The following is a 24,984-nucleotide window of genomic DNA, read 5'->3' as shown; positions in this document are numbered from 1 at the left end:
ACTATCAGCGGCCGAAGACCGTGCGGTCGAGGAATGCGTTGCGGAACTTTCCGGCCGGATCCAGCCGGCCGGCCAGTGCGGTGAAGTCGGCAAAGCGGGGGTACAACGACGCGAGGCTGGCGGCGTCGGCGTGGAACAGTTTGCCCCAGTGCGGCCTGGCGCTGAACGGGGCCAGCTCCGCTTCCAGGAGCGGCAGGATGGCTCTGACCGCCGGCTCGTCCTGGCGCCAGGTGAAGTGCAGGCCGATCCCGTCCCGGCCGTAGTTGGGGCTGAGCCACAGCTGGTCTGCCGCGATGGTCCGGATTTCCCCGATCAGGAGCAGCGGAGTGACCATTTCGGAGAGGCTCCGCATGGTGCGGAGCGCCTCGACGGCATGCTCACGGGGGATCAGGTATTCGCTCTGCAGCTCGTCGCCCTTGCTCGGGGTGAACTCCATCCGGAAATGGGCGAGCCTGTCGGACCATGGCCCGGGAACGCCGAGCTGCTGGGTGCAGTTGGTGCCCGATACGCCGGGAAGCGGGTGCCGGGCCCCGGCGGCCCGCGTGCCGGAGAAGAACTCCGGTAACCCGGCGGGCAGGACGGCCTGGTCCGTGCGGTTCTTGAGCCATGCCTGACCCGCGGTCGGACCGCTCCAGTCGGTGAACAGGCTCAGGCTGTAGGCCGAGGACGTCAGGGCGTCGAAGCTTTCCAGGATCTGTTCCCAGTCGAGACCTTCAAAAACAGTCTGGGCGACGTCGAAGGTTGGCTCAATGTCCAGGGTCAGCCGGCTGACGATGCCCAGGGCCCCCAGTCCCACCACCATGCCGGCGAAGTCGGCGTCGCCGCGCTGGCCTGTGACTACGGTGCCATCTGCGGTGACAAGCTCAAGGGACACCACGGCGGTGGCGAGGTTGCCGTTGCCGTCGCCGGAGCCATGCGTGGCGGTGGCGACGGCTCCGGCCACCGAGATGTGCGGCAGCGAGGCAAGGTTGTGGAGGGCGAAGCCCCGGCGCTGCAGCTCGGCCGCGAGCGTGCCGTAGCGCGTGCCGCCACTGACGGTGACGGTCATGTTCTGCGTGTCGACGCTGATGCCGGCGCCGAGCATGTCCAGCACCACCAGGGTCCCGGGAGTGTCTGCAATGTCATTGAAGGAATGGCGGGATCCCAGCGCGCTGACCTTCCCGGCGCCGGCCACCAAGTCCTGGAGTTCCGCCATACTCGCCGGATGGGCGATCCGCGGCGCCCGGTAACCGTAGTTTCCCGCCCAGTTGCGTTCGGTCACCATCTGATCGATCACGGTTGAATCCTTCACTTGGGGCCTCTTTGCAGTGTTGACGGCAGGTCGACGGCGCTATTTGCTGTCCTTCACAACATAACAGCCATCGACACAAACCGCTACGGTGCTAGTAGCTTTGGTCCAAGCTCTCACGGAGCATGTGGTTGACATCACGGAAATTCATAATATGTTTGTGTCTAGAACAATTCATTTTTGACCCGGCTCAACAACCATCCCGACTCAACAACCACACCTACGCATGGAGCTCTCAATGGCGATTCAGCCCACCCGTGAAGACAAGTTTTCCTTCGGCCTTTGGACGGTGGGCTGGGAGGCCCAGGACCAGTTCGGCTCGGCCACCCGCCCGCCGCTGGACACTGTCGAGGCCATCAACCGGCTCAGTGACCTCGGCGCCTACGGCATCACCTTCCACGACAACGACCTCTTTCCCTTCGGCTGCTCCGCCGCTGACCGCCAGCGCGAAATCGACCGGCTGACGGGCGCGCTGAAGGCCACCGGGATGATCGTCCCGATGGTCACCACTAACCTGTTCAGCCACCCGGTCTTCAAGGACGGGGGCTTCACCAGCAACGACCGCGGCGTCCGGCGCTTCGCCCTGCGGAAGGTACTGGACAACATCGACCTCGCCGCCGAGCTCGGTGCCGAAACGTTCGTTATGTGGGGCGGCCGCGAAGGCAGCGAATACGACGCCGCCAAGGACATCCGCGGCGCCCTGGAACGCTACCGTGAGGCCGTGAACCTGCTGGGCGACTACGTCACGGACAAGGGTTACAACATCCGGTTCGCCATCGAGCCCAAGCCCAACGAACCCCGCGGCGACATTCTTCTCCCCACCCTGGGCCACGCCCTGGCGTTCATCGAAACGCTGGAGCGCCCCGAACTGGTGGGCATCAACCCCGAAACCGGCCACGAGCAGATGGCCGGCCTGAACTTCACCCACGGCATCGCCCAGGCGCTTTATCAGGGCAAGCTCTTCCACATCGACCTCAACGGCCAGCGCAGCATCAAATTCGACCAGGACCTGGTGTTCGGCCACGGCGACCTGCAGAACGCGTTCTCCCTGGTGGACCTGCTGGAAAACGGCGGCCCCGACGGCGGGCCGGCGTACCACGGCCCGCGCCACTTCGACTACAAGCCCAGCCGCACCGAGGACATTGACGGAGTCTGGGACTCCGCTGCCGCGAACATGCAGACCTACCTGCTGCTCAAGGAACGTGCCAAGGCTTTCCGTGCCGATCCCGAGGTCCAGGCCGCTCTGCAGGCCTCGCGTGTGGCGGAAATCAACGAACCCACGCTTAACCCGGGCGAAGGGTACGAACAGCTCCGCTCCGACCGCGCCTCCTACGAGGACTTCGACGCCGATGCCTACTTCGGCGGCAAGGGCTTCGGTTTCGTGAAGCTGCAGCAGCTCTTCATCGAGCACCTGCTCGGCGCCCGCTGATCCCGTGGCGGCTGCTCCCATGACCCTTGTTGCCGGCGTCGACTCCTCCACCCAAAGTTGCAAGGTGGTGGTACTGGACGCCGGCAGCGGCACCCTGGTCCGCGAGGGCCGGGCCGGGCACCCGGACGGAACGGAGGTCCACCCGGACCACTGGTGGCGGGCTTTGTCCGAGGCAATCGAGGACGCCGGCGGGCTGGCGGACGTCAGTGCGCTGTCGGTGGGGGGCCAGCAGCACGGCATGGTGCTGCTGGATCACGCCGGTGACGTGGTGCGGCCGGCACTGCTGTGGAATGACACCCGCTCGGCCGCGGCCGCGGCCGCACTCACGGACGAAGTGGGGGCGGACGACTTCGCACGCAGGACCGGGCTGGTCCCGGTGGCCTCATTCACCATCACGAAGGTCCGCTGGGTCAGGGAGCACGAACCGGAGCTGGCGGACCGGGTGGCGGCCGTCGCGTTGCCCCATGACTGGCTGACGTGGCGGCTCCGCGGGTACGGCCCAGCGGCCTCCAGCCCCCTGGGCCCGGACCTGGAACAGCTCACCACGGACCGCTCGGATGCCAGCGGAACGGGCTATTGGAGCCCCTCGGCCGGTGGGTACGATCTCGAGCTGTTCAAGGTCGCCTTCGGCCGGGACGCCAGGGAGGCCACCGGGATCGGCGGGCCTAATGACGCCGGAACCGTGGTGCTGCCCCGGGTTCTGGGCCCCGGCGACGCTGCCGGGGAAATCCACCCCGCCTGCTTCGGTTCCCCGGCCGGACTGCCCGGCTCTGCTGGAACCGGTTCTGCTGGAACCGGCCTGGCGGAATCCGGACCCCGGACCCTGCTCGGTGCCGGCGCCGGGGACAACGCGGCCGCCGCTCTTGGATTGGGGGCGGAGCCCGGCGACGTGGTGGTCTCCGTGGGCACCAGCGGCACGGTATTTTCTGTGTCATCGCGGGCCGTTGCCGATCCCAGCGGGACGGTGGCAGGGTTCGCGGACGCCAGCGGCGAATACCTGCCCATCGCCGTCACACTCAATGCCGCGCGGGTGCTCAGCTCCGTGGCCGGCCTCCTGGGCGTGGACTTCGACGAACTGTCGCGCCTTGCCCTGGAAGCCGAACCCGGCGCCGGGGGCGTGGTGCTTGTGCCGTACTTCGAAGGTGAGCGCACGCCCAACCTGCCCCACGCCAAAGCCAGCTTCCACGGGCTCAGCATTGCCTCCAGCACCCGGAGCAACCTGGCCCGGGCCGCCATCGAGGGCATGCTGTGCGGACTGTCCGGCGGGCTGGATTCGCTCCGCACGCAGGGCAGCCCGGCAACTCGCCTCCTGTTGATCGGCGGCGCCGTGCAAAACCCCGCGGTGCAGGCGATCGCGGCCCAGGTCTTCGATCTGCCGGTCGTGATCCCCAGCCCCGGGGAGTACGTGGCCAGGGGAGCGGCTGTCCAGGCGGCCTGGGCACACAGCGGGAACCGGCCGGCATGGCCCGTCGCGGTGGACGCCGCACCGGCCCCGGATTTCTGCCCGATCATCCGGCAGAACTACCTGAGGGCGGGCAGCCATATTGATCCCGGCAACTGAGCCGCTGCTGGTCCGGACCCCGCTGCTTGCGGACGACCCGCAGGATCCGCTCCGTGCCTCCGGCAACCCTGTCCGCTGGGGCGTGGTCTCCACCGGCAGGATCGCCTCCATAGTCGCAGGCGATCTGGCCCTGCTGCCTGACGCGGTCCTGCAGTCCGTCAGTTCCAGGTCCCGCGCCGGCGCGGAGGAATTCGCGGCCAGGCACGGCTTCCGTCGCGCCTACGGCGACGACGGCAGCCTTCCGGGGTACATGCGGCTGATCCAGGACCCCGACGTCGACATCGTGTACGTCGCCACTCCGCACGCCAGCCACTTCACCGTGGCACACGCGGCGCTTGAGGCCGGCAAACACGTGCTGTGCGAGAAACCGATGACGCTCAACGCACGGGACACTGCCGTCCTGGCCGGGCTGGCGCGGCGCAACGGGCTGTTCCTGATGGAGGCCGTGTGGTCCCGGTTTCTTCCCAGTGTGCAACGTGCGGCGGAGATCATCGCTTCGGGTGAACTCGGCGAGGTCCGGTGGATCCAGGCGGACCTCGGCTTTCCCGCGCCCCGCCATCCGGGAGCCCGGCTGTGGCAGCGGGCGGCAGGCGGCGGCGCACTCCTGGACGTCGGAGTGTATCCGCTGACCTGGGCGCTCATAGCGTTGGGGGCGCCCCAGTCCCTGACCGCGGCGGCCCACATCAACGGTGACGGCGTGGATGCCGAAACCGCGGTGACCCTCTCCTATGCCTCGGGGGCCCGCGCCCAGTTCATGGTGTCGCTAACCACCGTGTCGACGCAGGCTGCCACGGTGTCCGGGACGAAGGGGATGCTGCGGTGCAACGCACCGCTGTTCAACCCGACGGAGCTGACCCTTACGTTTGGCTCGGGAGAAACCCGGCTGGAGACGTTCCGGCCGGCGGGGCGTGGGTACACCTATCAGCTGCGCGAGGTGCTCCGCTGCCTTCAACTCGGTCTGACCGAGAGTCCCACCATGCCGCTTGCCGACACACTCTTGGTCATGACGCTGCTCGATGAAGCCCGGCGGCAGGCTGGAATCACCTACCCCTCCGACCCGGTACGGGGAATGGACCGGCGCCCAGCACACACGGGCGGCAGCCAGTGCATCGACTAGTGCAACGCCCTGTCCGGTTCCGGTTTCCCGGCTGCAGGAGGGGCCGTCGATTCCCGAACGACAAGATGGGTGGCGAGTTCGACCCGACGCGAGTCGAGTTCTTCGCCGTTGGCCTGACGGAGGACGGCGCGCAGGGCGGCGCGGCCCATCTCGTGCAGCGGCTGCGTCACGGTGGTCAAGGCGGGGATGGACTGCTCCGCCTGGTACGTGCCGTCGAAGCCCACCAGGCTCAGGTCCTCGGGGATCCGCAGTCCGTGCCTCCGGGCTTCGGCCAGGACGCCGAGGCCGATGCTGTCACTTCCCGCGAAGATGGCTGTCGGGGGCTCGTGCAGGGCCATAAGGGTCTGGAGGCCGCGGATTCCGTGTTCCGGGCGGAACTTGTCCAGCAGGACGTAGTCGGGCCGCACCTGGACCCCGTCGGCCATGAGTGCCGCCATGTAGCCATGGAGCCGCGCCTGATTGCATTCCGCCGATTCGGGTCCGCCGATGTACGCGATCCGCCGGTGGCCGAGGCCGAGCAGGTGCTCCGCGGCTTCCTTGCCTCCGGCCCAGTTGGTGGCACCGACGCTGACAACCTCCGACGGCGGCGGGTTGAGCGGATCGATCACCACGACCGGAATGTGCCGCCGGCGGAAGGCACTCAGCTGCGCCGTACTGAATCCGGAAGTCACCACAATCAATCCGAGCCGGCCTTCATCCAAAATCCGCTGGGCGCGCCGCTCGGGGCTGAGCGTCGTGGCGGGCGCGTGCCCGGTCACGTCGATCAGGATCTCGACGTCAACTGAGGCGGCCTGCTCCAGCACTCCGTTCAGGACCTCGACGGCGTAGGCCGAATACAGCGAATCGAAAACCACTTCCACGATGGCAGTCTGGCCCTCGGCCAGTCTGCGCTGTTGCGGTGACTGGTAGCCCAGCTGTTCGAGCGCCGCCAAAACCTTGGTGCGCGTGCTCTCCGCGACGTCCGACCGCCCGTTGATGACCTTTGAGACCGTGGGTGAGGAAACGCCCGCTTCCCTCGCGACGGCGGCCAGCGTTGGCCGGCCGACACCCTGGACTATTGACACGATAACTCCTGTATTTTCGAAATATTTCGATAACAAAAGTTTGACGTCGTTTCCCTGATGCGTCAAGTTCTTTCGATATTTTGAAGCAGATTTTCGGCCGTACCCCTTGACTGTGACTGATGTCACCACTACTTTGAGTTTACAAGTCCCAGACTTTTACGAAACTTTTCGGAATTTTAGCTTCATCCCATCAGCATCGGCAGTGCAGCCTTCCTTCGTGAGGGTCAGGCTGCCGGCTCTCACAACCGGGCCTCAGCGCAGAACCCGGAGGACGAATGGAACCCCAGATGAAAAATCGTACGTTTGGCCGTGCCGCAATGGCCTTCTCCGCCGCCGCAATATCGATCAGCCTGGCCGCATGCGGCTCCAGCGGCCCGGCAGGCACGGCCGCAAGCGCAGACTCGGCCTCCATGTGGGGGCTGACCGGCGGCAACCAGCCCGTGCTGCAGAAGTCCGTTACTGACTGGAACTCCGCGCACCCGGATTCGACCATCAAGCTGGATTTCTTTGCGAACGACGCATACAAGACCAAGGTACGTACCGCCGTCGGCGCCGGCCAGGGCCCGACCTTCATCTATGGCTGGGGCGGCGGCGTTCTGAAGTCCTACGTCGACGCCGGACAGGTGGATGATCTCTCCGGGTACCTCAAGGACAATCCCGACGTCAAGGACCGCTACCTTCCGGCAGTACTCAAGAACGGCGTTATCGACGGCAAGACCTACGCCTTGCCCAACAACAATGTGCAGCCTGTAGTGCTGTACTTCAACAAGGATGTGTTCGCCAAGGTGGGCGCCGAGGTCCCCAAGACTTGGGACGAGCTGATGGCCCTGGTGCCGAAGTTCAAGGATGCCGGCATCGCTCCGTTCTCGCTCGGCGGCCAGTCCAGGTGGCCGGACCTGATGTGGCTGGAGTACCTCGTGGAACGCATCGGCGGCCCGGAGGTTTTCGCCAATATTGCAGCCAACAAGCCAAACGCGTGGTCCGACCCCGCTGTCACCGAGTCGCTCACCAAGATCCAGCAGCTCGTGGATGCCGGCGGCTTCGCCAACGGCTTCTCGTCCATCGCGGCGGACAGCAACGCCGACCAGGCGCTGATGTATACCGGCAAGGCGGCGATGATCCTGCAGGGCGGCTGGATCTACCAGAGCATGAAGAAGGATGCAGCAGACTTCGTCAAGAGCGGCAAGCTCGGCTTCACCACCTTCCCCACGGTTTCCGGCGGCAAGGGAGACCCGGCCAACGTGGTGGGCAACCCTTCCAACTTCTGGTCCGTCTCCGCGAAGGCCACTGAGGGGCAGAAGAAAGCCGCCCTCGAGTATGTGAAGAACGGCATGTTCTCGGACAGCAACATCCAGGGCCTGATCGATTCGGGAGCCGTGCCGGTGGTCAAGGGCATCGAGGGCAAGCTCGCCGCGTCCCCGGACAAGGACTTCCTGTCCTATGTATATGGCATGGCAAAGAACGCACCGAGCTTCACGCTTTCCTGGGACCAGGCCCTCAGCCCGGCGCAGGGTGACGCCATGCTGGCAAACCTCGACCAGATCTTCCTGAAGAAGATCACCCCGGGGCAGTTCGTCGACACGATGAACGCGACGATCGGGAAGTAATCCAGTGTCCACCACATCCGGTTCCTCCCGACGGGCCCTCCAAACGGGCCCGTCGGGGTGGCTGGCCGCGCCAGCCCTTGCCTTCTTCGCGCTGTTCGCCATCATTCCGCTTTTCGGCGTCTTGTTCCTGAGCTTCACCTCCTGGGACGGCCTGGGCGAGATCAAGATGGACGGTTTGTCCAGTTGGACAACAGTCCTGACGGACCCTGTCACCGGGAACGCACTGCTGGTCACGGCGAAGATCATGTTCTTCTCGTTCATCGTCCAGGCCCCGATCAGTCTTCTGCTGGGTGTCTTCACCGCGGCGGGCCAGAAATACCGTGCTGCATTGGCTGTCCTCTATTTCGTGCCGCTGCTGCTGTCCTCGGCCGCCGTCGCCATCGCGTTCAAAGCCCTGCTGGACCCCAACTTCGGCCTGGGCGCCGGGCTTGGATTGCCGTTCCTGGCCCAGGACTGGCTGGGCGATTCGGACCTGGTGCTGTTCGTCGTGGTCTTTGTGATCGCCTGGCAGTTTGTCCCGTTCCACACGCTCATCTATCAAGGCGGTGTGCGCCAGATTCCCGCGTCGCTCTACGAGGCCGCGCAGATCGACGGTGCCGGGCGGGTCCAGCAGTTCTTCAACATCACCCTGCCCCAGATGAAATACACCATCATCACTTCCTCCACGCTCATGGTGGTCGGCTCGCTGGCGTACTTTGACCTCGTCTTTGTCCTCACCGGCGGCGGTCCCGGCTATGCCACCCGGCTGCTCCCGCTGCACATGTACCTCACCGGGTTCAAAGCCAACGACATGGGTGCCGCGAGTGCCCTCGGCGTCATGCTCGTCGTGATCGGTCTGGCGCTCGCCCTTCTGCTACAGAGACTGGGCGGAAAAAACCGCAACGCAAGCCAAATGGAAGGTGCCTGATGGCTTCCCTTACCCAGCTCCCCGTCCCGCCCTCGGCACCCGTCCGACCTGCCGTCGGCCCCCGTTCACGGACCAAGGGGCCGGGACGGACCCGGCCCAACTTCCTCGCCGGCCTCGGCGGCTGGCTTTGGCTGGCCATCATCATCGTCCCCGTTTACTACGTGGTGGTGACGAGCCTGAAGAACCAGGCTGGCTTCTTCGCCTCCAACCCGATGATGCCGCCCACAGAACCCACCCTGGACAACTACAAGCTGGTCCTGGAGAACGACTTCGCCAAGTACTTTGCCAACAGCCTCATCGTCACAGTGGGCAGCGTTATACCGGCGCTCCTGGTGTCCTTCATGGCCGCCTACGCGATCGTCCGCGGAAAGAGCAAGTTCCTCAACTGGACAAACAACCTGTTCCTTCTGGGCCTCGCGATCCCGCTGCACGCCACAATCATCCCCATCTACTGGATGATCACTCGTGCCCACCTGTATGACACCCTGCTTGCGCTGATCCTGCCCTCCATCGCTTTCGCCATCCCGATCTCCGTGCTGATCCTGTCCAACTTCATGCGGGACGTCCCTAACGAGCTCTTCGAATCAATGCGGCTGGATGGCTGCTCCGACTGGTCCATGATGTGGCACCTCGCGCTGCCCATGACCAAACCCGCCGTGGTGACCGTCGGCATCTACAACGCCCTCGGAGTGTGGAACGGTTTCCTGTTCCCGCTGATCCTGACGCAAAGCCCGGAGACCCGGGTGCTGCCGCTGTCACTGTGGACGTTCCAGGGCGAGTTCAGTGTCAACATCCCGGCCGTCCTGGCCGCCGTCGTTCTCGCTACCCTGCCGCTGTTGGTGGTCTATGTGGTCGCCCGGCGCCAGCTGCTCAGCGGCCTCACCGCCGGCTTCAGCAAGTAGCGCATCGAGAGCCGCGTGCCTTGGGCTGCGCAACCGATCTCAATCCATCTGGAAAGGATTACCGATGACTGACCCGACGACCCTGCGTGTGGGGATGGTGGGCTATGCGTTTATGGGGGCCGCCCATTCCCACGCGTGGCGGACCGCGCCGCGGTTCTTTGACCTGCCGCTGCGGCCTGAACTGACCGCGATCGCGGGCCGGAACGAGGAAGGCGTGCGGGCCGCCGCGCAGAAGATGGGGTGGGAGTCCGCCGAGACGGACTGGCGGCGCTTGATCGAGCGGGACGACATCGACCTGATCGACATCTGCAGCCCGGGCGACACGCATGCCGAGATCGCCATCGCCGCGCTCGAGGCCGGCAAGCATGTCCTGTGCGAGAAGCCGCTGGCCAACTCGGTGGCCGACGCCGAGCGGATGGCCGCGGCCGCGGACGCTGCGGCGGCCCGGGGCGTGTACTCGATGTGCGGCTTCAGCTACCGCCGTACCCCGGCACTGGCCCTGGCCCGGCGGATGGTCGCCGAGGGCCGGCTCGGACAGATCCGGCACGTCCGGGCACAGTACCTGCAGGACTGGCTCAGCGATGCCGACGCGCCGCTGACCTGGCGGCTGGACAAGTCCAAGTCCGGCTCCGGCGCGCTTGGGGACATTGGTGCCCACAGCATCGACGCCGCCCAGTGGATCACCGGTCTCAACATCACCGGCGTGTCGGCCCTGCTGCAGACCTTCGTCACCGAACGCCCCGTCGCCGGGGACCTTGTGGGCCTGGGCGGGCACGGCGCCTCCGGCGCCGATACAGTGCGGGGGCCGGTCAGCGTGGACGACGCCGCCATCTTCAGCGCACGCTTCGCCGGCAACGGCAACGGCAACGGCAACGGCACCGCCCCCGGATCCGGCAAGGGGTCCGCCGCAGGGCCGATCGGAGTGTTCGAAGCCACCCGCTTCGCCCTCGGCCGGAAGAACGCCATGCGCCTGGAAATTAACGGAACTGCCGGCTCGCTGGCCTTCGACTTCGAGGACATGAACGCACTTTCCGTCTACGACGCCGCCGACGGCTCCGATGCCGGCTTCCGCAAGATACTCGTCACCGAACCCCAACACCCCTACGCCGGGAACTGGTGGCCCACCGGCCACGGACTGGGCTACGAACACCTCTTCACCCACCAGGTGGTCGACCTCGTCCACGCCATCGCCGGCAGCCAGCCCCCGGCACCATCCTTCGCCGACGCACTCCAGGTCCAGAAAGTCCTCGCCGCCGTCGAAGCCAGTGCCCACGCCGACAGCCGCTGGCACACCGTCTGAGAGGAAACACCATGACACGACCCATCACCCTCTTCACCGGCCAGTGGGCCGACCTGCCCTTCGAAGAGGTGGCGAGGCTCGCCGGCGAGTGGGGCTTCGACGGCCTGGAGATCGCCTGCTGGGGCGACCACTTGGACCCGCAGCGAGCCGTCGAGGACGACGCCTACGTCCAGAACCGGCTGGACATCCTGGACAAGCACCGGCTCAAGGTCCACGCAATCGCCAACCATCTCACCGGACAGGCCGTCTGTGATGACCCGATCGACGAACGCCACGAAGGCATTCTTCCAGCCTCTGTGTGGGGCGACGGCGACGCTGAAGGGGTCCGCTCCCGTGCCGCCGAGGCCATGAAGACCACGGCACGTGCGGCCGCCAGACTTGGCGTCAACACCGTCACCGGCTTCACCGGATCCTCGATCTGGAAATGTGTCGCCATGTTCCCGCCCGCCTCGGACGCAATGATCGAACGTGGTTACCAGGACTTCGCCGACCGCTGGAACCCGATCCTCGACGTCTTCGACGACGTAGGGGTCCGATTTGCCCTTGAGGTCCACCCGTCCGAAATCGCCTACGACTACTGGACCGCCAAACGCACCCTCGAGGCCATCGGGCACCGGGAGAACTTCGGCCTGAACTTCGACCCCTCGCACTTTATCTGGCAGGACTTGGACCCTGTCATGTTCCTCCAGGACTTCGCCGAGAAGATCTTCCACGTTCACGTCAAGGAGTCCGTCCGTCAGCTCAACGGCCGCAATGGCCGGCTCGGGTCCCACCTTCCCTGGGCCGACCCGCGCCGCGGGTGGGATTTCGTCACGGCCGGTCATGGCGACGTCAATTGGGAGCCGATTTTCCGAACCCTTAATGCCATCGGATATCAGGGACCCACCAGCATCGAATGGGAAGACGCCGGCATGGACCGCCTGGTCGGCGCACCGCAGGCCCTCGCACTGGTGAAGGAACTGGCCACGATCACACCACCCGTGGCCGCGTTCGATGCGGCCTTCGCCGCCCGTTGAGCCGGGCACGGCCATCACAAACCAACAACAGAGGAACTCCATGACAATCAACCACAAAACCGCCCTCGTGGTGCGCGGCGGCTGGGACGGGCACCAGCCCGTTGAGGCCACCGAGGAATTCATCCCATACTTGAAAGCCAACGGCTACCAGGTCCGGGTGGAAGAATCGCCCAAAATCTATGCCGATGCCGACTACATGGCCGGTGTGGACCTGATTATGCAATGCATGACTATGTCCACCATCGAGAAAGACGAATTTGAGGGCCTGCGGGCCGCCGTCGAGAACGGCACAGGCCTCGCCGGCTGGCACGGCGGCATCGCGGATTCCTACCGCGACACCTCGGACTACCTGCACCTGATCGGGGGCCAGTTTGCCTGCCACCCGGGCAAGCACCCGGATGAACGGACGGGCGGCCAACCCGACAACTACGTCCCGCACACCGTCAACATGCTCCCGGCGGCAGCGGACCATCCCATCACTGCCGGTCTCGGTGACTTCGACCTTGTGACCGAGCAGTACTGGGTCCTCGCCGACGACTACATTGACGTCCTGGCCACCACCACCCAGAAAGTCCGGGAATGGGACCCCTGGCACCGGGAAGTCACTTCGCCGGCCATCTGGACCCGGCAATGGGGCAAGGGCAAGATCTTCGTCTGCACCCCCGGGCACCGTGTCGAAATCCTCCAGGACAGCAACGTCCGCACCATCATCGAAAGGGGCCTGCTGTGGGCAAGCCGGTAAATATTGGAATCATTGGCTGCGGAGCCATCATCGCGCAGTATCTAGCGAACTTCCGCCGTCTCGAAGACATCAACCTCGTCGCCGTAGCGGACCTGGATCCCGCCCGGGCGCAGGCTGTGGCCGACTCGTACGACGGCGTCCGGGCACTCACGGTCGATGCGCTCCTGGCCGCCGACGACGTAGAGCTCGTCCTGAACCTGACCATTCCCGCAGCCCACGCCGAGATCGCCCTGCGCGCCATTGCCGCCGGCAAATCCGTCTACGGAGAAAAGCCCCTAGCAGCAACCGCGGCAGAGGCCCGGCAGGTGCTGGACGCCGCGCGGACAGCCGGCGTTGCGGTCGGTTGCGCCCCGGACACCGTGCTCGGCACCGGGATCCAGACCGCCCGGAAAGCGATCGACGACGGGCTCATCGGCAGACCCATCTCCGCGACGGCCACCATGGTCACGCCCGGTCACGAGCGCTGGCATCCGAACCCGGACTTCTACTACCAGCCCGGCGGCGGGCCGCTCCTGGACATGGGACCGTACTACGTCTCTGCGCTGGTCACCTTGCTGGGGCCGGTGGTCTCGGTGATCGGGGTTGCGAGCCACACCCGCGACGAGCGGACCATCGGCTCAGGTCCGCGCGAAGGCCAGATAGTGCCGGTGGCGATCGATACACACGTTACCGGCGTCCTTGTCCACGCCTCGGGGGCATTGTCCACTCTGGTGATGAGCTTCGACGCGGTGAAGACCAAGAGCGCCAACATCGAAGTCCACGGCGAGCACGGCTCCCTGGCGGTCCCGGACCCCAACCACTTCGCAGGCGACGTGCAGCTCTTCACCCTTGGTGCGGATGACTGGGAAACCCTTCCCGTCTCCGCCGGTTACGAGGACTCGGGGCGGGGCTTCGGCATCGCAGACCTCGTCCGCACCCCCGCCGGCCAGGAGGCCAGAGCAGGAGGCGCCCTGGCCTTCCACGCTTTGGATGTGATGGAGTCCTTGCTGGAGTCGGCCCACACGGGCGCACCGGTCAGGATCGACAGCACAGCCGCGCGCCCCGCTCCGGTGGAGCTCGCCACCATTGCGGCGCCTGCCCTGGCGGCCACCTCCTAGCGCCCGCTCAGCGGAGCGGCCGCACGCCTCTCCTGTTGGAAGGCTCTCGGTGCAGGGACCGCGTCAGGCTAAGGCAACCGCGACGGCTGCAGAACCCTTGCACACGCAAACGGACGACGGCGGGAGGTCCCGCCGTCGTCCGTTCAGTGCTGGCCCGCAACGGACTGCCAGTACGAGCTGGACCCACCGAATACCCCAATGGGTATATAGGCCGCCATTGCGCCCGGCCGCCCTCTCACCGCGGAGCAGGCCGCCCGGCGGGGCGTCCCACGGTCGGCCGCGGACAGTGCAGCGGCGCTCAGCCCCGGACCCGCTGGCGGTAGCCGCGCGGGGTTTCGCCGGCGTCGTTGAGGAAATGCCGGTTGAAATTGGAGAGGTTCGAGAAGCCCACCTCGTAGCAAATGGCGGAGATGGCGTTGTCGCTGTGTTCCAGCAGGCGGCGGGCGTGGGCGAGACGCAGTTTGCGGACCAGGTCACTGAAGTTCTGGCCGGTGGCGCGTTTGAAGTATTTGGAAAACGTCGGCTCTGACATTCCGACCAGCGCGGCAGCCTCGGACATTTTGACGCTGCCGGCGTGGTTGCTGAAAACGTACTCGAGGACGATGTCCACCACGGCCGCGGCCTGCCCGTCGAGTTGGGGCCTGAACCATTCGTCGGCCAGGTAGCGCCGCTCCTCCAGGGGAGCGCGGGCCAGGACCGTGAGGAGCTCGAAAAGGTGGTGCAGCCGCTCCAGGCCGGTTGAGGTGCCCATCGCGTCGATGGATGCGGCGGCCGCCTTGGCGGACCGTCCCAGGAACTCGATCCCGCGGGAGGACTGCTCCAGCAGCGGTTTGACCTCGGCCATTTCCGGAATGATCGACGTCGCCTGCTCCACCCATTTTCCGTCGAACTGGATGAGGGCGTCCCTGCCCTGGAGGACCTCCCCGGCCTCAAGGTCACTGACCCAGTCGTGCGGCAGCCCCGGCCCCACCAGGGCCACGTGTCCGGCCTCGAACGTGCCGATGTGGTCCCCCACGATGAACTTCCCGGTGCCTTTTCGAATGAGGTGCAGCTCGTATTCGGGATGGTAGTTCCAGCGTGCCACCGGGCTGGGGTAGTCGTGCTCGTGCCACCGGACTGAATGGCTCGGGTCTTCCGGGATGACCTCCCGGTTTGCGCGCATGCCCAGCAGCCGCTCTGCAAGCCGGGCTGTTGCACCGTCGCTGGGGTCCGCCGAGCTCATCGTGGTTCTCCGTGGGGTTGGGTTATGAAATGTGGACAGCCCTTTGACCGTCTTCTCCTAGGGTATCGCCCGGCCGGGGGCAGGAAAGGAAAATAAGTATCAGAATCCGGCAACCACGGCGCTAGTTGTGCCCCATGCCACAGGCCTAATCTTGAGGAACATCAGCGCGGCACCCCGGCTTCCAAGCCCAGCTTCCAGCCCCGGCCCCGCTTCCGGCGCCGCACCCCGACACAGCAGTCGAAGTGCAGGGCGCATTGCACCCCCTGAAGAACGAAGGAGTCCTTGAATGCGCGCAAAAACACGCGTCGCCTCGTTGGCCGCAGCTGCCCTGTGCGTGGCGCTCAGCGCCACAGCCTGTGCAGGTGCCGGCGGAGGCAACTCCGCAGGAGACCCGAACGCCATCAATGTCCTGATGGTGAACAACCCCCAGATGGAGGACCTGCAGCGGCTCACCGCTGAGAACTTCACCAAGGAAACCGGCATCAGGGTCAATTACACCGTCCTGCCGGAAAACGACGTCCGCGCCAAAATCAGCCAGGAGTTTTCCAGCCAGGCAGGCCAGTACGACGTTGCGTCGCTGTCCAACTACGAGATCCCGTTCTACTCCGCCAACGGCTGGCTGGCCCCTCTGGACAGTGTCGCCAAGGATGCCGGGTTCAACCAGGCGGACATCCTGCCGGCCTACACGGCGTCGCTGACCGGCAAGGACGGCAAGCTCTATGGCGAACCGTTCTACGGGGAGTCCTCCTTCCTCATGTACCGGAAAGACATTCTCGACGCCAAGGGCCTGACAATGCCGGAGAAGCCCACGTGGGACCAGGTCGCCGACGTCGCCGCCAAGGTTGATGGTGCAACTCCCGGTATGAAGGGCATCTGCCTGCGCGGCCAGCCCGGCTGGGGCCAGGTCTTCGCACCCCTGACGACCGTGGTGAACACTTTTGGCGGGACCTGGTTCGATAAGGACTGGAACGCGAAGGTCAACGCTCCGGAATTCACCGCGGCGGTTGATTTCTACACCAAGCTGGTCCGCGATCACGGCGAAGCCGGCGCCGCCCAGGCCGGGTTCGCCGAATGCCTGAACAACATGAGCCAGGGCAAAGTCGCCATGTGGTACGACGCCACCTCCGCGGCCGGCGCCCTGGAAGCCGAGGCCTCCCCGGTGAAGGGCAAGATTGGCTACGCCCAGGCGCCCGTGAAGGAGACCAAGTCCTCGGGCTGGCTGTGGACCTGGTCCTGGGCCGTGCAGTCGGCCTCCAAGAAGCAGGATGCCGCCGGGAAGTTCATCGCCTGGGCCAGCTCCAGGAAGTACGAGGAACTGGTGGCGTCCAAGCTGGGCTGGGCCAAGGTTCCCTCCGGCAAACGCATCTCCACCTACGAGAATGCCGAGTTCCAGAAGGCCGCACCGTTCTTCAAAGCCGAACGCTTCGCCATCGAGAACGCGGATCCGAAGAACCCCGGGGTCCAGCCGCGGCCGGCGGCGGGCATCCAGTTTGTCGGCATTCCCGAGTTCGCGGCCCTGGGCACCCGGGTGTCCCAGGGTGTCAGCTCCGCCATCGCCGGCCAAGGCACTGTGGCCGACGCGCTGGCCAAGGGCCAGGAAGCCGCACAAAAAGTCGGCGACAAGTACAAGAAGTAACCACCTAACCGCAGGAGAACATCATGACTACCGCAACGGCGCGCGTCTCCCGGCACGGGAGCACCACAGCCAAACCTTCCAGGGACGCCAAGGCACGGGAACGGGCTCTGGCCTGGGTACGGCGTGCACCGCTGCTGCCGGCCCTGATCTTCCTCATCATCGTCACCCAGCTTCCGTTCGTCGTGACCCTGGTCATTTCGTTCATGAACTGGAACAGCCTGAGCCCTGGCACAACCGGGTTTGCCGGGTTCGACAACTACGTCCAGGTCCTCACGGATCCCTACTTTCTGCAGGCGATCGTCACCACCATCGTCATGACCGTCTCGGTGGTCCTTGCCAGCCTGCTCCTCGGGCTGGGCCTGGCCCTGCTGCTGGACAAGAAGTTCATCGGCCGCGGACTGGCCCGGACCCTGCTGATCGCACCGTTCCTTGTGGTGCCGGTGGCCGCGGCGCTGATCTGGAAGCATGCCATCCTCAACCCCGTCTACGGCCTGATCAACGGCACCCTGACCTGGGTCTGGTCGCTGTTCGGCAGCGACACCCCGCCCCAGACGGACCTGCTGTCCTCGGCGCCCTTGCTGGCCATCATCATCTCCCTGGTCTGGCAGTGGACACCGTTCATGATGCTCATCCTGCTTGCCGGTCTGCAGTCCCGTCCCATGGACACGGTCGAAGCCGCCCAAATGGACGGCGCAACTCCCTGGGCGATTTTCCGCCACCTCACGCTGCCGCACCTGCGGCAATATCTGGAACTCGGCGGACTGCTCGGAGCCATCTACATCGTGCAGAACTTCGATGCCGTCTTCACCCTCACCTCCGGCGGCCTGGGCACGGCCAACCTGCCCTACGCCATCTACGAGACGTTCTACTTCGCCAACGAATACGGCCTGGCGTCCGCCGCCGGCGTCCTGGTGGTCATCGGCACCATCATCGTGGCGACCTTCGCACTCCGCACCGTATTCTCGCTCTTCAAGAAGGAAGCAGGACGATGAGCACGCTGAACCCCACCGAACCCCGGACATCAGTCCCCGGCCCGGCCGCCCTCAACACCACGCCACGGCGCCGGGGCAAGTCCCGCATGGATCCCACCCGCAACAACACCGCGGCGGGAATCGCGGCCTGGCTGCTGGCCTTGATGTTCGCGGTACCGGTCCTGTGGATGATCCTGACCTCGTTCCACTCGGAAACGGACGCCGCGACCAACCCGCCCTCGATCGCCGCCGGCCTGACGCTGGACGCCTACCAGGAGTTCTTCGGTGCAAGCTCCGGGGTCAGCCCGTGGCCGTCGCTGATCAACTCCGCCACCGCCTCCATCTTCTCCACCGTGCTGGTGCTGCTGCTGGCCATCCCGGCCGCGTACGCGCTGTCCATCCGGCCGGTGAAGAAGTGGACCGACGTCATGTTCTTCTTCCTCTCCACCAAGATGATGCCGGTGGTCGCCGCGGTCCTGCCGCTCTACCTTTTCGCCAAAAACGCCGGCGCCCTCGATAACATCTGGTTCCTGGGCCTGATGTACACCTCGATGAACCTGCCCATCGCCGTGTGGATGATGCGCTCCTTCCTCGACGAAGTGCCGGTCGAAATGCTCGAAGCCGCCCAGATCGACGGCGCGGGCCTGCTGCTGACGCTCCGCAAGGTCGTCGCCCCCGTGGCGATGCCCGGCATCGCCGCCACCGCCCTGATCTGCTTCATCTTCAGCTGGAACGAACTCCTCCTGGCCCGGGTCCTTACCGGCGTCGTGGCCGGAACCGCTCCCGTCTTCCTCACCGGCTTCGTCTCCAGCCAGGGGCTGTTCCTCGCCAAGGTCTGCGCGGCCGCCGTCGTGGTCTCCCTCCCGGTGCTGTTCGCCGGCTTCGCCGCCCAGGACAAACTCGTCCAGGGCCTCTCGCTCGGCGCCGTCAAGTAGCGACGTCAAGTAACCCGCCCCGCCCCTCCGACCTGAATAGGAAAAAAGGAATACTTCGATGACAACATCAACTGCACAGTCCGGCACCTCCGGACACCCGGAAGTACCCGCCACAATGCGCGCCGCCGTCCTCAAGCGCCTGGGCGAGATGGTCATGGAAACCCTGCCCGTCCCGCAACTGGACCCCGACCAGGTCCTGGTCCAGGTCGCCGCCGTCGGCGTCTGCGGCAGCGACGTCCACTACTACGAGCACGGCCGGATCGGCGACTACGTCGTGGACCACCCGCTGATCCTCGGCCACGAGCTCTCCGGACGGATCGCCGACGTCGGAAGCGCCATCGACCCCGCCCGCATCGGCCGGCGGGTCGCCGTCGAACCCCAGCGGCCCTGCCGCACCTGCAAGCAGTGCAAAGCCGGACGGTACAACCTGTGCCCCGACATCGAGTTCTACGCCACCCCGCCGATCGACGGAGCCTTCGCCGAATACGTCACCATCCAGGGCGACTTCGCCTACGACATCCCGGACAGGGTCAGCGACGAGGCGGCCGCCCTCATCGAACCGCTCTCCGTCGGCCTCTGGGCCTGCGAACGCGCCCAGATCAGGCCCGGCAGCCGGGTCCTGATCGCCGGAGCCGGCCCCATCGGCATCATCGCCGCCCAGGCCGCCCGCGCTTTCGGCGCCACCGAAATCTACATCACGGACATCGCCGACGACCGGCTCGCTTTCGCCCTCGAGCACGGCGCCACCCATGCCCTGAACGCCCGGACCGACAGCGTCGAAGGGCTCGACGTCGACGCGTTCATCGACGCCTCCGGCGCCCCGCAGGCCGTCCGGTCCGGGATCAAAGCCGTCGGGCCTGCCGGCCGGGTCATCCTGGTCGGGCTCGGGGCCGACGACGTCGAACTCCCCGTCTCCTACATCCAGAACCGCGAAATCTGGCTCTCCGGCGTGTTCCGCTACACCAACACCTGGCCGCTTGCCATCCAGCTGATCGCCAACGGCAAGGTGGACCTGGACATCCTGGTCACCGGCAGGTTCGCCCTGGCCGAGTCCGAGGAAGCGCTCAAAGCGGGCAAGCAGGCCGGGCAGCTCAAAGCCGTCGTCTATCCGGGCCGCTGAGCCACGCCGCCACCAACCACACCCCGTTCAGCACCCACCTGCAAGGAAGCTGCCATGCCAGCACAAGAGAAGGGTCCCCAGCCGGGCCGCGCTGACGACGGACCCTGGGTCACCGTGATCGGCGAGTCCCTCGTTGACATCATCCACGACCCGCGGCGCGGAACCGCCACGCCCGAGGCGCACCCGGGCGGCAGCCCCCTCAACGTTGCCGTCGGCTGCTCCCGCCTGGACCTCCGGACCAAACTCGTCACCCACTTCGCGGAGGACCCTTACGGGCAGATGATCGCCGACCACCTGCACAGCAACGGTGTGGATGCCATAGCTGGCGGCTCCTTTCCGACCTCGACCGCGGTGGCGTCCCTGGACACCACCGGGGCCGCTGACTATACGTTCGCAATCAGCTGGGATCTCAAGGGAGCATCCGTCCCGGCCCTGGCAGCCGTGGAGGGCTCGCTGCACGTCCACACCGGATCCATCGCCTCAGTCCTGCCCCCGGGCAACAAGTCCGTTCGGCGGCTGATCGAGGCGGCACGCCCGCACGCCACGGTCAGCTTTGACCCCAACTGTCGGCCCGCGATCAGCCGGGACGCGGCCGGGGCCCGGGACCAGACCGAAGACTTTGTGGCCGCCAGCGACATCGTCAAGGCCAGCGACGAGGACCTTCGTTGGCTCTACCCCGGGCGGACGCCGGACGAGTCGATGGCGGCGTGGCTGAAACTCGGACCGGCGCTGGTGGCACTGACCCGCGGCGCGGATGGGCCGGTCATCATCACCCGGCGAGGCCGCGTGGAACTGCCGGGCGAAGCCGTCCCGGTGGCGGACACCGTCGGTGCGGGGGACTCCTTCATGGCTGCACTGATTTCCGGACTCGCGCAGCTCGACGCGCTGGGCGCCCCCGCACGAGAACGGCTTCAGGACATCACTCCCGGGGAACTGCAGGCGCTGGCCGCCTACGCGAACCGGGCCGCGGCCATCACCTGCTCCCGGCCCGGCGCCAACCCGCCGACGTCGGCCGAGCTGGGTTCCTTAACCGGGTCCAGCGCGTTCAGAACGGGGAGACCGTGGTGATGGGGACTTCGATCAGGGTCGGGCCCTCGGAGGCGAGCGCCTTGGCGAAGCAGTCGCGCAGCGCCTCCAGCGAAGCGGCCCGGTCCGCATCCACGCCGTACCCTGCGGCGAGTGAGACAAAGTCGATCCCGGGCACGTCGAGGCCGGGTGCGTCGAGGGCATTGAGTTTGGCCGCGAAGCCGCGCAGGGCGCCGTACGTGCCGTTGTTCAGGATCACGAACACCACGGGGACCCTGTACTGCGCCGCCGTCCACAGGGCCGTGATGCCGTAGTTCGCTGAGCCGTCGCCGATGAAGGCCACCACGCGGCGGCCGGGTTCGGCGAGCTGGACACCGACCGCGGCCGGCATGCCGAACCCGAGCCCGCCGGATGCCGGAAAGTAGTAGCTGCCGGGGTGGCGCATGTCCATCCGGTCCCAGAAGGCGCCGACCGTCGAGGTCGTCTCGTTGACATAGATGGCGTCCTCGGGGGCGAGCTCGTTGATGAGCCCGAAGACGGCCTCCGGGGCCAGACCGCTTCCTTCCTCCGGCCCCTGCACTGACAGCGGTGGGAGCTGCGGCCGCGCGCGCGGCGGCACCTGCACACCACGGGACGTCACCGCCGCGGCCAGGCGGCGCAGTGCCGGACCGATCGAGGCCACCAGCGCGCGGCCCATCGGTGCGCGGGCCGCCTCGCCGGGATCGCAGCTGATCTGCAGCAGGGACGCACCCGCCGGAAGGTAGTTTCCGGGCTCGTACTGGTGGTAACGGAACACCGGGGCGCCGACCACCAGGATCAGGTCATGCCCGGCCAGCAGGCGGGTGATGCCCTCAACGGAGGCGGGCAGCACGCCACGGAACGCGGCGTGTGTGGTCGGGAAAGGGCAGCGGGGGGCGGACGGTGCCACCCAGACCGGGGCGCCGAGGCGCTCGGCGAGCGTGACGGCGTCGGCGTTCCCCCTGGCGGAGTCGACGTCGGGTCCCAGGACCAGGACGGGGTTCTCTGCCGCGTCAAGGGCGGCCACCAGGTCCGCGAGCTGGCCGTCGGAAAGCTCGCCGGCGTTTTCGACCGTGCGCGCGGCCAGGTGTTCCTCCGCCGGCCCCGTTTCCTGTGCCCAGTCGTCGTACGGGATGGACACGTAAACGGGCCCGGAAGGCTCGAGGGCTGCGGTGTGGATAGCCTGGCCGATGGTTCGGACGACGTCGCGGGGCGAGGCCGGCTCAGCGCTCCACTTCACGAGCGGGCGGGGAAGTGAGGCGGCGTCCACGTTGGAAAGCATGACCTCCTGGCCGATCGTGGCGCGGACCTGCTGGCCGGCGGTGATCACCAGCGGGGTGTGCGAGTACCAGGCATTGGTGAGCGCACCCATGGCGTTGCCCGATCCCGAGGCGGCGTGCAGGTTGACCAGGGCAGGACGGCGGGTGGCCTGGGCGTAGCCGTCCGCCATCCCGGCCACAACGCCTTCGTGGAGGCCCAGGATATAACGGAAATCTTTCGGCATGGCCGCGAGAAACGGCAGCTCGTTGGAGCCGGGATTGCCAAAAATTGTGGTCAGTCCATGCTGGCGCAGGAGCTTATACGTGGCGTCATTGACAGTGTTCATGGTGATGCTTTCCTATCCCGGGGCCGCTCGTCCTGTAACGCTAGGATGCGAACTCCTATGTCGGCAAATAAATAAATCAGCCCTCTCCCATAGAAGATCTCTATGATGGGCCGGGTGAGTCTTGACCTGAACCTGATCCGAACCTTCTTGAGCATTTATGACCACCGATCGGTGACCCGCGCTGCGCAGGACCTCTCCCTGACGCAGCCCACTGTCAGCCATGCCCTCGGCAGGCTCCGGCGGGCCCTGAACGATCCGCTGTTCGTCCGCGGCCCGGCCGGGTATGAGCCGACAGTGCGAGCCTCGGAGTTGGCTGCCGTGTTCCGCAAGGCCGTGCTCGCCGTCGACGACGCCGTGGACGCGGACAATTTCTTTGATCCCTCCCGCACCAGCAGGACATTCCGCCTGTGCCTGACGGACATCGGCGAGAATGCCTTCCTGCCGCGGATCATGAAGCAGCTGGCGGTTCAGGCCCCCGGAGCCAGTCTTGAAGTGGTCCCGATGCAGATTTCCCAGGTCCGGACCTGGCTTGCCCACGGCGAGATCGACGGCGCCATCGCGAGCGTTCCGCTGGAGGTGTCCGGCCGACGGACCATCGTGGCCGACGAGCGCTACGTTTGTGTGCTGCCACAGGGTGCGGCGGCTGCTGGTCCGCGGATCGGCTGGGAGGAGTTCCTGGCCCTGAAGCACGTGGCGATGGACCCCGCCGCAGGCCACGACCAGGTGGAACAGGCCATCCGGGCGCAGCAGGTGGAACGGGTCATTGCCTTGCGGGTTCCGCACTTCACCGCGCTGGCCGAGGTGGTAGTGGGCTGCGACATGATTGCCATCCTGCCGCGGCAGATGGCGACCCGCATGGCGGAGCGCTGGCCCGTTGCCATCCGTGAGCTGCCGTTCGACATGCCTCAGTTCGAGGTGACCCTGTACTGGGATGCCACCGTCTCCTCCACCGGCGCCGCGGCTTGGTTCCTGGATCTCGTGGCCGGGGCGCTGGGAGAGGCGGAAGGGTAAGGCAAGCGGCGACGGTGCCCGGACCCGCTTGGCGCGGCCGGGCACCGAACCGCAGCGCAACGAGTTGTCCGGAATCTGGCTGATGGACTCAGGCCGTGCCCGCTGGCTTGCTGGTCTCAAGGGAGGGTTCATCCGGAACGAACGGCGCCCCACGCTTGACCTTCGGGATGACCGCCACGGCCACGACCCCCAGCAACGCCGCTGCCGAGAAGACATAGAAACTGAAGGGATACGCGATGCCGGCAACCACCAGCAGGCCGGTGATCCATGGACCCGAGATCGCACCGAGGCGACCGACGGCGGAGACAAAGCCCATGCCGGAGGCGACAATATGGCGCGGGTACAGGTAGCCGACGAAACCGTAGACGAGCACCTGCGCGCAGAAGACAAAGAACCCGGTGACGAATACTACGCCATTGAGCACCAGCTGGTTTTCCATCTTGATGCTCAGCACGGCCAGCAGCACGGCGGCGGCGGCGAACCAGAACATCGTCGTGCCCTTGACGCCGCGGAGGTCCGCGACCCGGCCCCCGACCAGCAGCCCGGCTATTGCGCCGACATTCAGGACCAGGAGCAGGCCGAGGGAGTCGGCGACGTTGTAGCCGGCGCCCCGCATCAGTTGCGGCAGCCAGGTGTTCAGGCCGTAAACCAGCATGAGGCCCATGAAGGCTGCAACCCAGAGTCCCAGCGTGATGCGCAGGTACGGCCGGCGGAGCAGGCTGCCGATGCGGACCTTGTGCGCTGGCGCCCCGGCAGTCTTCGAGGCTGCGGCGACGGGCGCAGTTTCCGGCAGCTTTGCCCACATAAGGGGGATGGCAAGGAGGCCGAGCAGGCCGCCTGCGTAGAAGAGCCACTCCCACTGGCGGCCGACCAGCAGTGCGAGCAGCGACGCGGCGACGGCGCCGACGTGGTACCCGGTCATGGTCAGGGTGCTCGAGTGCGCCTTGCCGTTGCTGGATGCGGCTTCCTGCATTGCGGTTACGGCTACGGGCATGCAGCCGCCCAGCCCGAGACCGGCCAGGAGCCGGAGAATGCCCATCAGGGCCACATTTGGCATCAGGGGGAACAACAAGGTGAAGACTGAGAACACGGCCACGCAGACAATCAGGGGCAGCCGCCGGCCGAAGCGGTCCGAGATTGGGCCGATCAGGGCAGCGCCGATCCCGACGCCGACGAGGGAAATTGTGGCGACGAAGGTGGCGCCGGCCGGGTCAATGCCCGCGTGCTTCGTATCGAGCAGGGTGGGGATGGAGGCGCCCAGGGCAACGAGGTCGAAACCCTCGAAGACGACTGTGAGCCAACAGAGAATGACGACCCATTTTCGCTGAGTATGCATGGTGTGAACGTCCTTGGTCTACACGGCCGGACGCGGGGAGGCCCGGCCCAGATCTGTCAAAAGATCTGTTACC

Annotated in this window: 21 protein-coding genes; 16 read left to right on the top strand and 5 right to left on the bottom strand. The window is 66.3% G+C overall.

What is annotated here, in order from left to right; all coding sequences use genetic code 11:
* Positions 1 to 4: 4 nt before the first annotated feature.
* Complete coding sequence (locus QCD75_RS03705; RefSeq protein ID WP_301225963.1) at positions 5 to 1,264, bottom strand: FAD-binding protein; 1,260 nt, start codon at positions 1,262 to 1,264, stop codon at positions 5 to 7.
* A gap of 262 nt (positions 1,265 to 1,526) precedes the next feature.
* Here QCD75_RS03705 and xylA point away from each other — a divergent pair, with 262 nt between their 5' ends.
* The 3 genes from xylA to QCD75_RS03690 are packed head-to-tail and all read left to right on the top strand — an operon-like array spanning position 1,527 to position 5,395.
* On the top strand, positions 1,527 to 2,717 hold the full coding sequence (gene xylA / locus QCD75_RS03700) for a xylose isomerase (protein ID WP_301225838.1): 1,191 nt from the start codon (positions 1,527 to 1,529) through the stop codon (positions 2,715 to 2,717).
* 19 nt (positions 2,718 to 2,736) lie between these two features.
* Entirely contained in the window at positions 2,737 to 4,278 is a 1,542-nt protein-coding gene (locus tag QCD75_RS03695) for a xylulokinase (RefSeq protein WP_301225836.1), read from the top strand.
* A complete protein-coding gene (locus QCD75_RS03690; protein WP_367400625.1) occupies positions 4,262 to 5,395 on the top strand; it encodes a Gfo/Idh/MocA family protein in 1,134 nt (377 codons plus the stop codon). The genes QCD75_RS03695 and QCD75_RS03690 overlap by 17 nt, the downstream gene beginning before the upstream one ends.
* Here the strand turns inward: QCD75_RS03690 and QCD75_RS03685 are convergent.
* A complete protein-coding gene (locus QCD75_RS03685; RefSeq protein ID WP_301225834.1) occupies positions 5,392 to 6,459 on the bottom strand; it encodes a LacI family DNA-binding transcriptional regulator in 1,068 nt (355 codons plus the stop codon). The genes QCD75_RS03690 and QCD75_RS03685 overlap by 4 nt on opposite strands.
* 287 nt (positions 6,460 to 6,746) lie before the next feature.
* Here QCD75_RS03685 and QCD75_RS03680 point away from each other — a divergent pair, with 287 nt between their 5' ends.
* The 7 genes from QCD75_RS03680 (at position 6,747) to QCD75_RS03650 (ending at position 14,030) form a co-directional block, all read left to right on the top strand.
* Entirely contained in the window at positions 6,747 to 8,066 is a 1,320-nt protein-coding gene (locus QCD75_RS03680) for an extracellular solute-binding protein (protein WP_301225832.1), read from the top strand.
* 4 nt (positions 8,067 to 8,070) lie between these two features.
* Positions 8,071 to 8,973, top strand: a complete 903-nt coding sequence (locus tag QCD75_RS03675) for a carbohydrate ABC transporter permease (RefSeq protein ID WP_301225830.1) — start codon at positions 8,071 to 8,073, stop codon at positions 8,971 to 8,973.
* Positions 8,973 to 9,875: a carbohydrate ABC transporter permease gene (locus QCD75_RS03670; RefSeq protein WP_301225828.1), complete on the top strand. Its 903-nt coding sequence runs from the start codon at positions 8,973 to 8,975 to the stop codon at positions 9,873 to 9,875. Before QCD75_RS03675 ends, QCD75_RS03670 begins: the two co-directional genes overlap by 1 nt.
* A 64-nt stretch (positions 9,876 to 9,939) precedes the next feature.
* Positions 9,940 to 11,175 (top strand): Gfo/Idh/MocA family protein, encoded by a 1,236-nt coding sequence (locus QCD75_RS03665; protein ID WP_301225826.1) that lies wholly within the window; start codon positions 9,940 to 9,942, stop codon positions 11,173 to 11,175.
* A gap of 11 nt (positions 11,176 to 11,186) precedes the next feature.
* Positions 11,187 to 12,191, top strand: a complete 1,005-nt coding sequence (locus tag QCD75_RS03660; protein ID WP_301225824.1) for a sugar phosphate isomerase/epimerase family protein — start codon at positions 11,187 to 11,189, stop codon at positions 12,189 to 12,191.
* Positions 12,192 to 12,231: 40 nt separating this feature from the next.
* Positions 12,232 to 12,933 (top strand): ThuA domain-containing protein, encoded by a 702-nt coding sequence (locus QCD75_RS03655; protein ID WP_301225822.1) that lies wholly within the window; start codon positions 12,232 to 12,234, stop codon positions 12,931 to 12,933.
* Entirely contained in the window at positions 12,918 to 14,030 is a 1,113-nt protein-coding gene (locus QCD75_RS03650; RefSeq protein ID WP_301225820.1) for a Gfo/Idh/MocA family protein, read from the top strand. Before QCD75_RS03655 ends, QCD75_RS03650 begins: the two co-directional genes overlap by 16 nt.
* A gap of 298 nt (positions 14,031 to 14,328) precedes the next feature.
* On the opposite strand, the gene QCD75_RS03645 is transcribed toward QCD75_RS03650, so the two are convergent.
* Positions 14,329 to 15,252: an AraC family transcriptional regulator gene (locus tag QCD75_RS03645; RefSeq protein ID WP_301225818.1), complete on the bottom strand. Its 924-nt coding sequence runs from the start codon at positions 15,250 to 15,252 to the stop codon at positions 14,329 to 14,331.
* 286 nt (positions 15,253 to 15,538) lie between these two features.
* Between QCD75_RS03645 and QCD75_RS03640 the strand changes: the two genes are divergently transcribed.
* The 5 genes from QCD75_RS03640 to QCD75_RS03620 are packed head-to-tail and all read left to right on the top strand — an operon-like array spanning position 15,539 to position 20,982.
* Positions 15,539 to 16,888: an ABC transporter substrate-binding protein gene (locus QCD75_RS03640; protein ID WP_301225816.1), complete on the top strand. Its 1,350-nt coding sequence runs from the start codon at positions 15,539 to 15,541 to the stop codon at positions 16,886 to 16,888.
* Between the two features lie 23 nt (positions 16,889 to 16,911).
* Positions 16,912 to 17,880, top strand: coding sequence for a carbohydrate ABC transporter permease (locus QCD75_RS03635; protein ID WP_301225814.1), 969 nt, complete (start codon positions 16,912 to 16,914; stop codon positions 17,878 to 17,880).
* A complete protein-coding gene (locus tag QCD75_RS03630; RefSeq protein ID WP_301225813.1) occupies positions 17,877 to 18,794 on the top strand; it encodes a carbohydrate ABC transporter permease in 918 nt (305 codons plus the stop codon). Before QCD75_RS03635 ends, QCD75_RS03630 begins: the two co-directional genes overlap by 4 nt.
* A 58-nt stretch (positions 18,795 to 18,852) precedes the next feature.
* Positions 18,853 to 19,914 carry an NAD(P)-dependent alcohol dehydrogenase gene (locus QCD75_RS03625; RefSeq protein ID WP_301225812.1) on the top strand — a complete coding sequence of 354 codons (1,062 nt, stop codon included), beginning with the start codon at positions 18,853 to 18,855 and terminating at the stop codon, positions 19,912 to 19,914.
* A gap of 54 nt (positions 19,915 to 19,968) precedes the next feature.
* Positions 19,969 to 20,982, top strand: coding sequence for a carbohydrate kinase family protein (locus tag QCD75_RS03620; RefSeq protein ID WP_301225811.1), 1,014 nt, complete (start codon positions 19,969 to 19,971; stop codon positions 20,980 to 20,982).
* Here QCD75_RS03620 and mdlC read toward each other — a convergent pair.
* Positions 20,960 to 22,564 (bottom strand): benzoylformate decarboxylase, encoded by a 1,605-nt coding sequence (gene mdlC / locus QCD75_RS03615; RefSeq protein WP_301225810.1) that lies wholly within the window; start codon positions 22,562 to 22,564, stop codon positions 20,960 to 20,962. The two genes, QCD75_RS03620 and mdlC, sit on opposite strands and share 23 nt — an antisense overlap.
* A gap of 114 nt (positions 22,565 to 22,678) precedes the next feature.
* On the opposite strand from mdlC, the gene QCD75_RS03610 reads away from it, so the two are divergent.
* A complete protein-coding gene (locus tag QCD75_RS03610) occupies positions 22,679 to 23,575 on the top strand; it encodes a LysR family transcriptional regulator (RefSeq protein ID WP_301225809.1) in 897 nt (298 codons plus the stop codon).
* An 88-nt stretch (positions 23,576 to 23,663) separates the two neighbouring features.
* Here the strand turns inward: QCD75_RS03610 and QCD75_RS03605 are convergent, their stop codons facing one another.
* Positions 23,664 to 24,911: an MFS transporter gene (locus QCD75_RS03605; RefSeq protein WP_301225808.1), complete on the bottom strand. Its 1,248-nt coding sequence runs from the start codon at positions 24,909 to 24,911 to the stop codon at positions 23,664 to 23,666.
* Positions 24,912 to 24,984 lie beyond the last annotated feature (73 nt).

The organism is Arthrobacter sp. PsM3 (assembly GCF_030433895.1).
Classification (GTDB): domain Bacteria; phylum Actinomycetota; class Actinomycetes; order Actinomycetales; family Micrococcaceae; genus Arthrobacter.
The sequence above is the reverse complement of the archived record's forward strand: the minus strand, read 5'-3'. Positions and strand labels throughout refer to the sequence as shown.

What these genes read in the sequence shown, in the direction of transcription:
- QCD75_RS03660 (WP_301225824.1), top strand. Translation starts at nt 11,187, where the DNA reads ATGACACGACCCATCACCCTCTTCACCGGCCAGTGGGCCGACCTGCCC.
- QCD75_RS03645 (WP_301225818.1), bottom strand. Translation starts at nt 15,252, where the DNA reads ATGAGCTCGGCGGACCCCAGCGACGGTGCAACAGCCCGGCTTGCAGAG.
- QCD75_RS03695 (WP_301225836.1), top strand. Translation starts at nt 2,737, where the DNA reads ATGACCCTTGTTGCCGGCGTCGACTCCTCCACCCAAAGTTGCAAGGTG.
- QCD75_RS03705 (WP_301225963.1), bottom strand. Translation starts at nt 1,264, where the DNA reads ATGGTGACCGAACGCAACTGGGCGGGAAACTACGGTTACCGGGCGCCG.
- mdlC (WP_301225810.1), bottom strand. Translation starts at nt 22,564, where the DNA reads ATGAACACTGTCAATGACGCCACGTATAAGCTCCTGCGCCAGCATGGA.
- QCD75_RS03665 (WP_301225826.1), top strand. Translation starts at nt 9,940, where the DNA reads ATGACTGACCCGACGACCCTGCGTGTGGGGATGGTGGGCTATGCGTTT.
- QCD75_RS03625 (WP_301225812.1), top strand. Translation starts at nt 18,853, where the DNA reads ATGACAACATCAACTGCACAGTCCGGCACCTCCGGACACCCGGAAGTA.
- QCD75_RS03605 (WP_301225808.1), bottom strand. Translation starts at nt 24,911, where the DNA reads ATGCATACTCAGCGAAAATGGGTCGTCATTCTCTGTTGGCTCACAGTC.
- QCD75_RS03640 (WP_301225816.1), top strand. Translation starts at nt 15,539, where the DNA reads ATGCGCGCAAAAACACGCGTCGCCTCGTTGGCCGCAGCTGCCCTGTGC.
- QCD75_RS03635 (WP_301225814.1), top strand. Translation starts at nt 16,912, where the DNA reads ATGACTACCGCAACGGCGCGCGTCTCCCGGCACGGGAGCACCACAGCC.
- QCD75_RS03670 (WP_301225828.1), top strand. Translation starts at nt 8,973, where the DNA reads ATGGCTTCCCTTACCCAGCTCCCCGTCCCGCCCTCGGCACCCGTCCGA.
- QCD75_RS03630 (WP_301225813.1), top strand. Translation starts at nt 17,877, where the DNA reads ATGAGCACGCTGAACCCCACCGAACCCCGGACATCAGTCCCCGGCCCG.
- QCD75_RS03620 (WP_301225811.1), top strand. Translation starts at nt 19,969, where the DNA reads ATGCCAGCACAAGAGAAGGGTCCCCAGCCGGGCCGCGCTGACGACGGA.
- QCD75_RS03680 (WP_301225832.1), top strand. Translation starts at nt 6,747, where the DNA reads ATGAAAAATCGTACGTTTGGCCGTGCCGCAATGGCCTTCTCCGCCGCC.
- xylA (WP_301225838.1), top strand. Translation starts at nt 1,527, where the DNA reads ATGGCGATTCAGCCCACCCGTGAAGACAAGTTTTCCTTCGGCCTTTGG.
- QCD75_RS03655 (WP_301225822.1), top strand. Translation starts at nt 12,232, where the DNA reads ATGACAATCAACCACAAAACCGCCCTCGTGGTGCGCGGCGGCTGGGAC.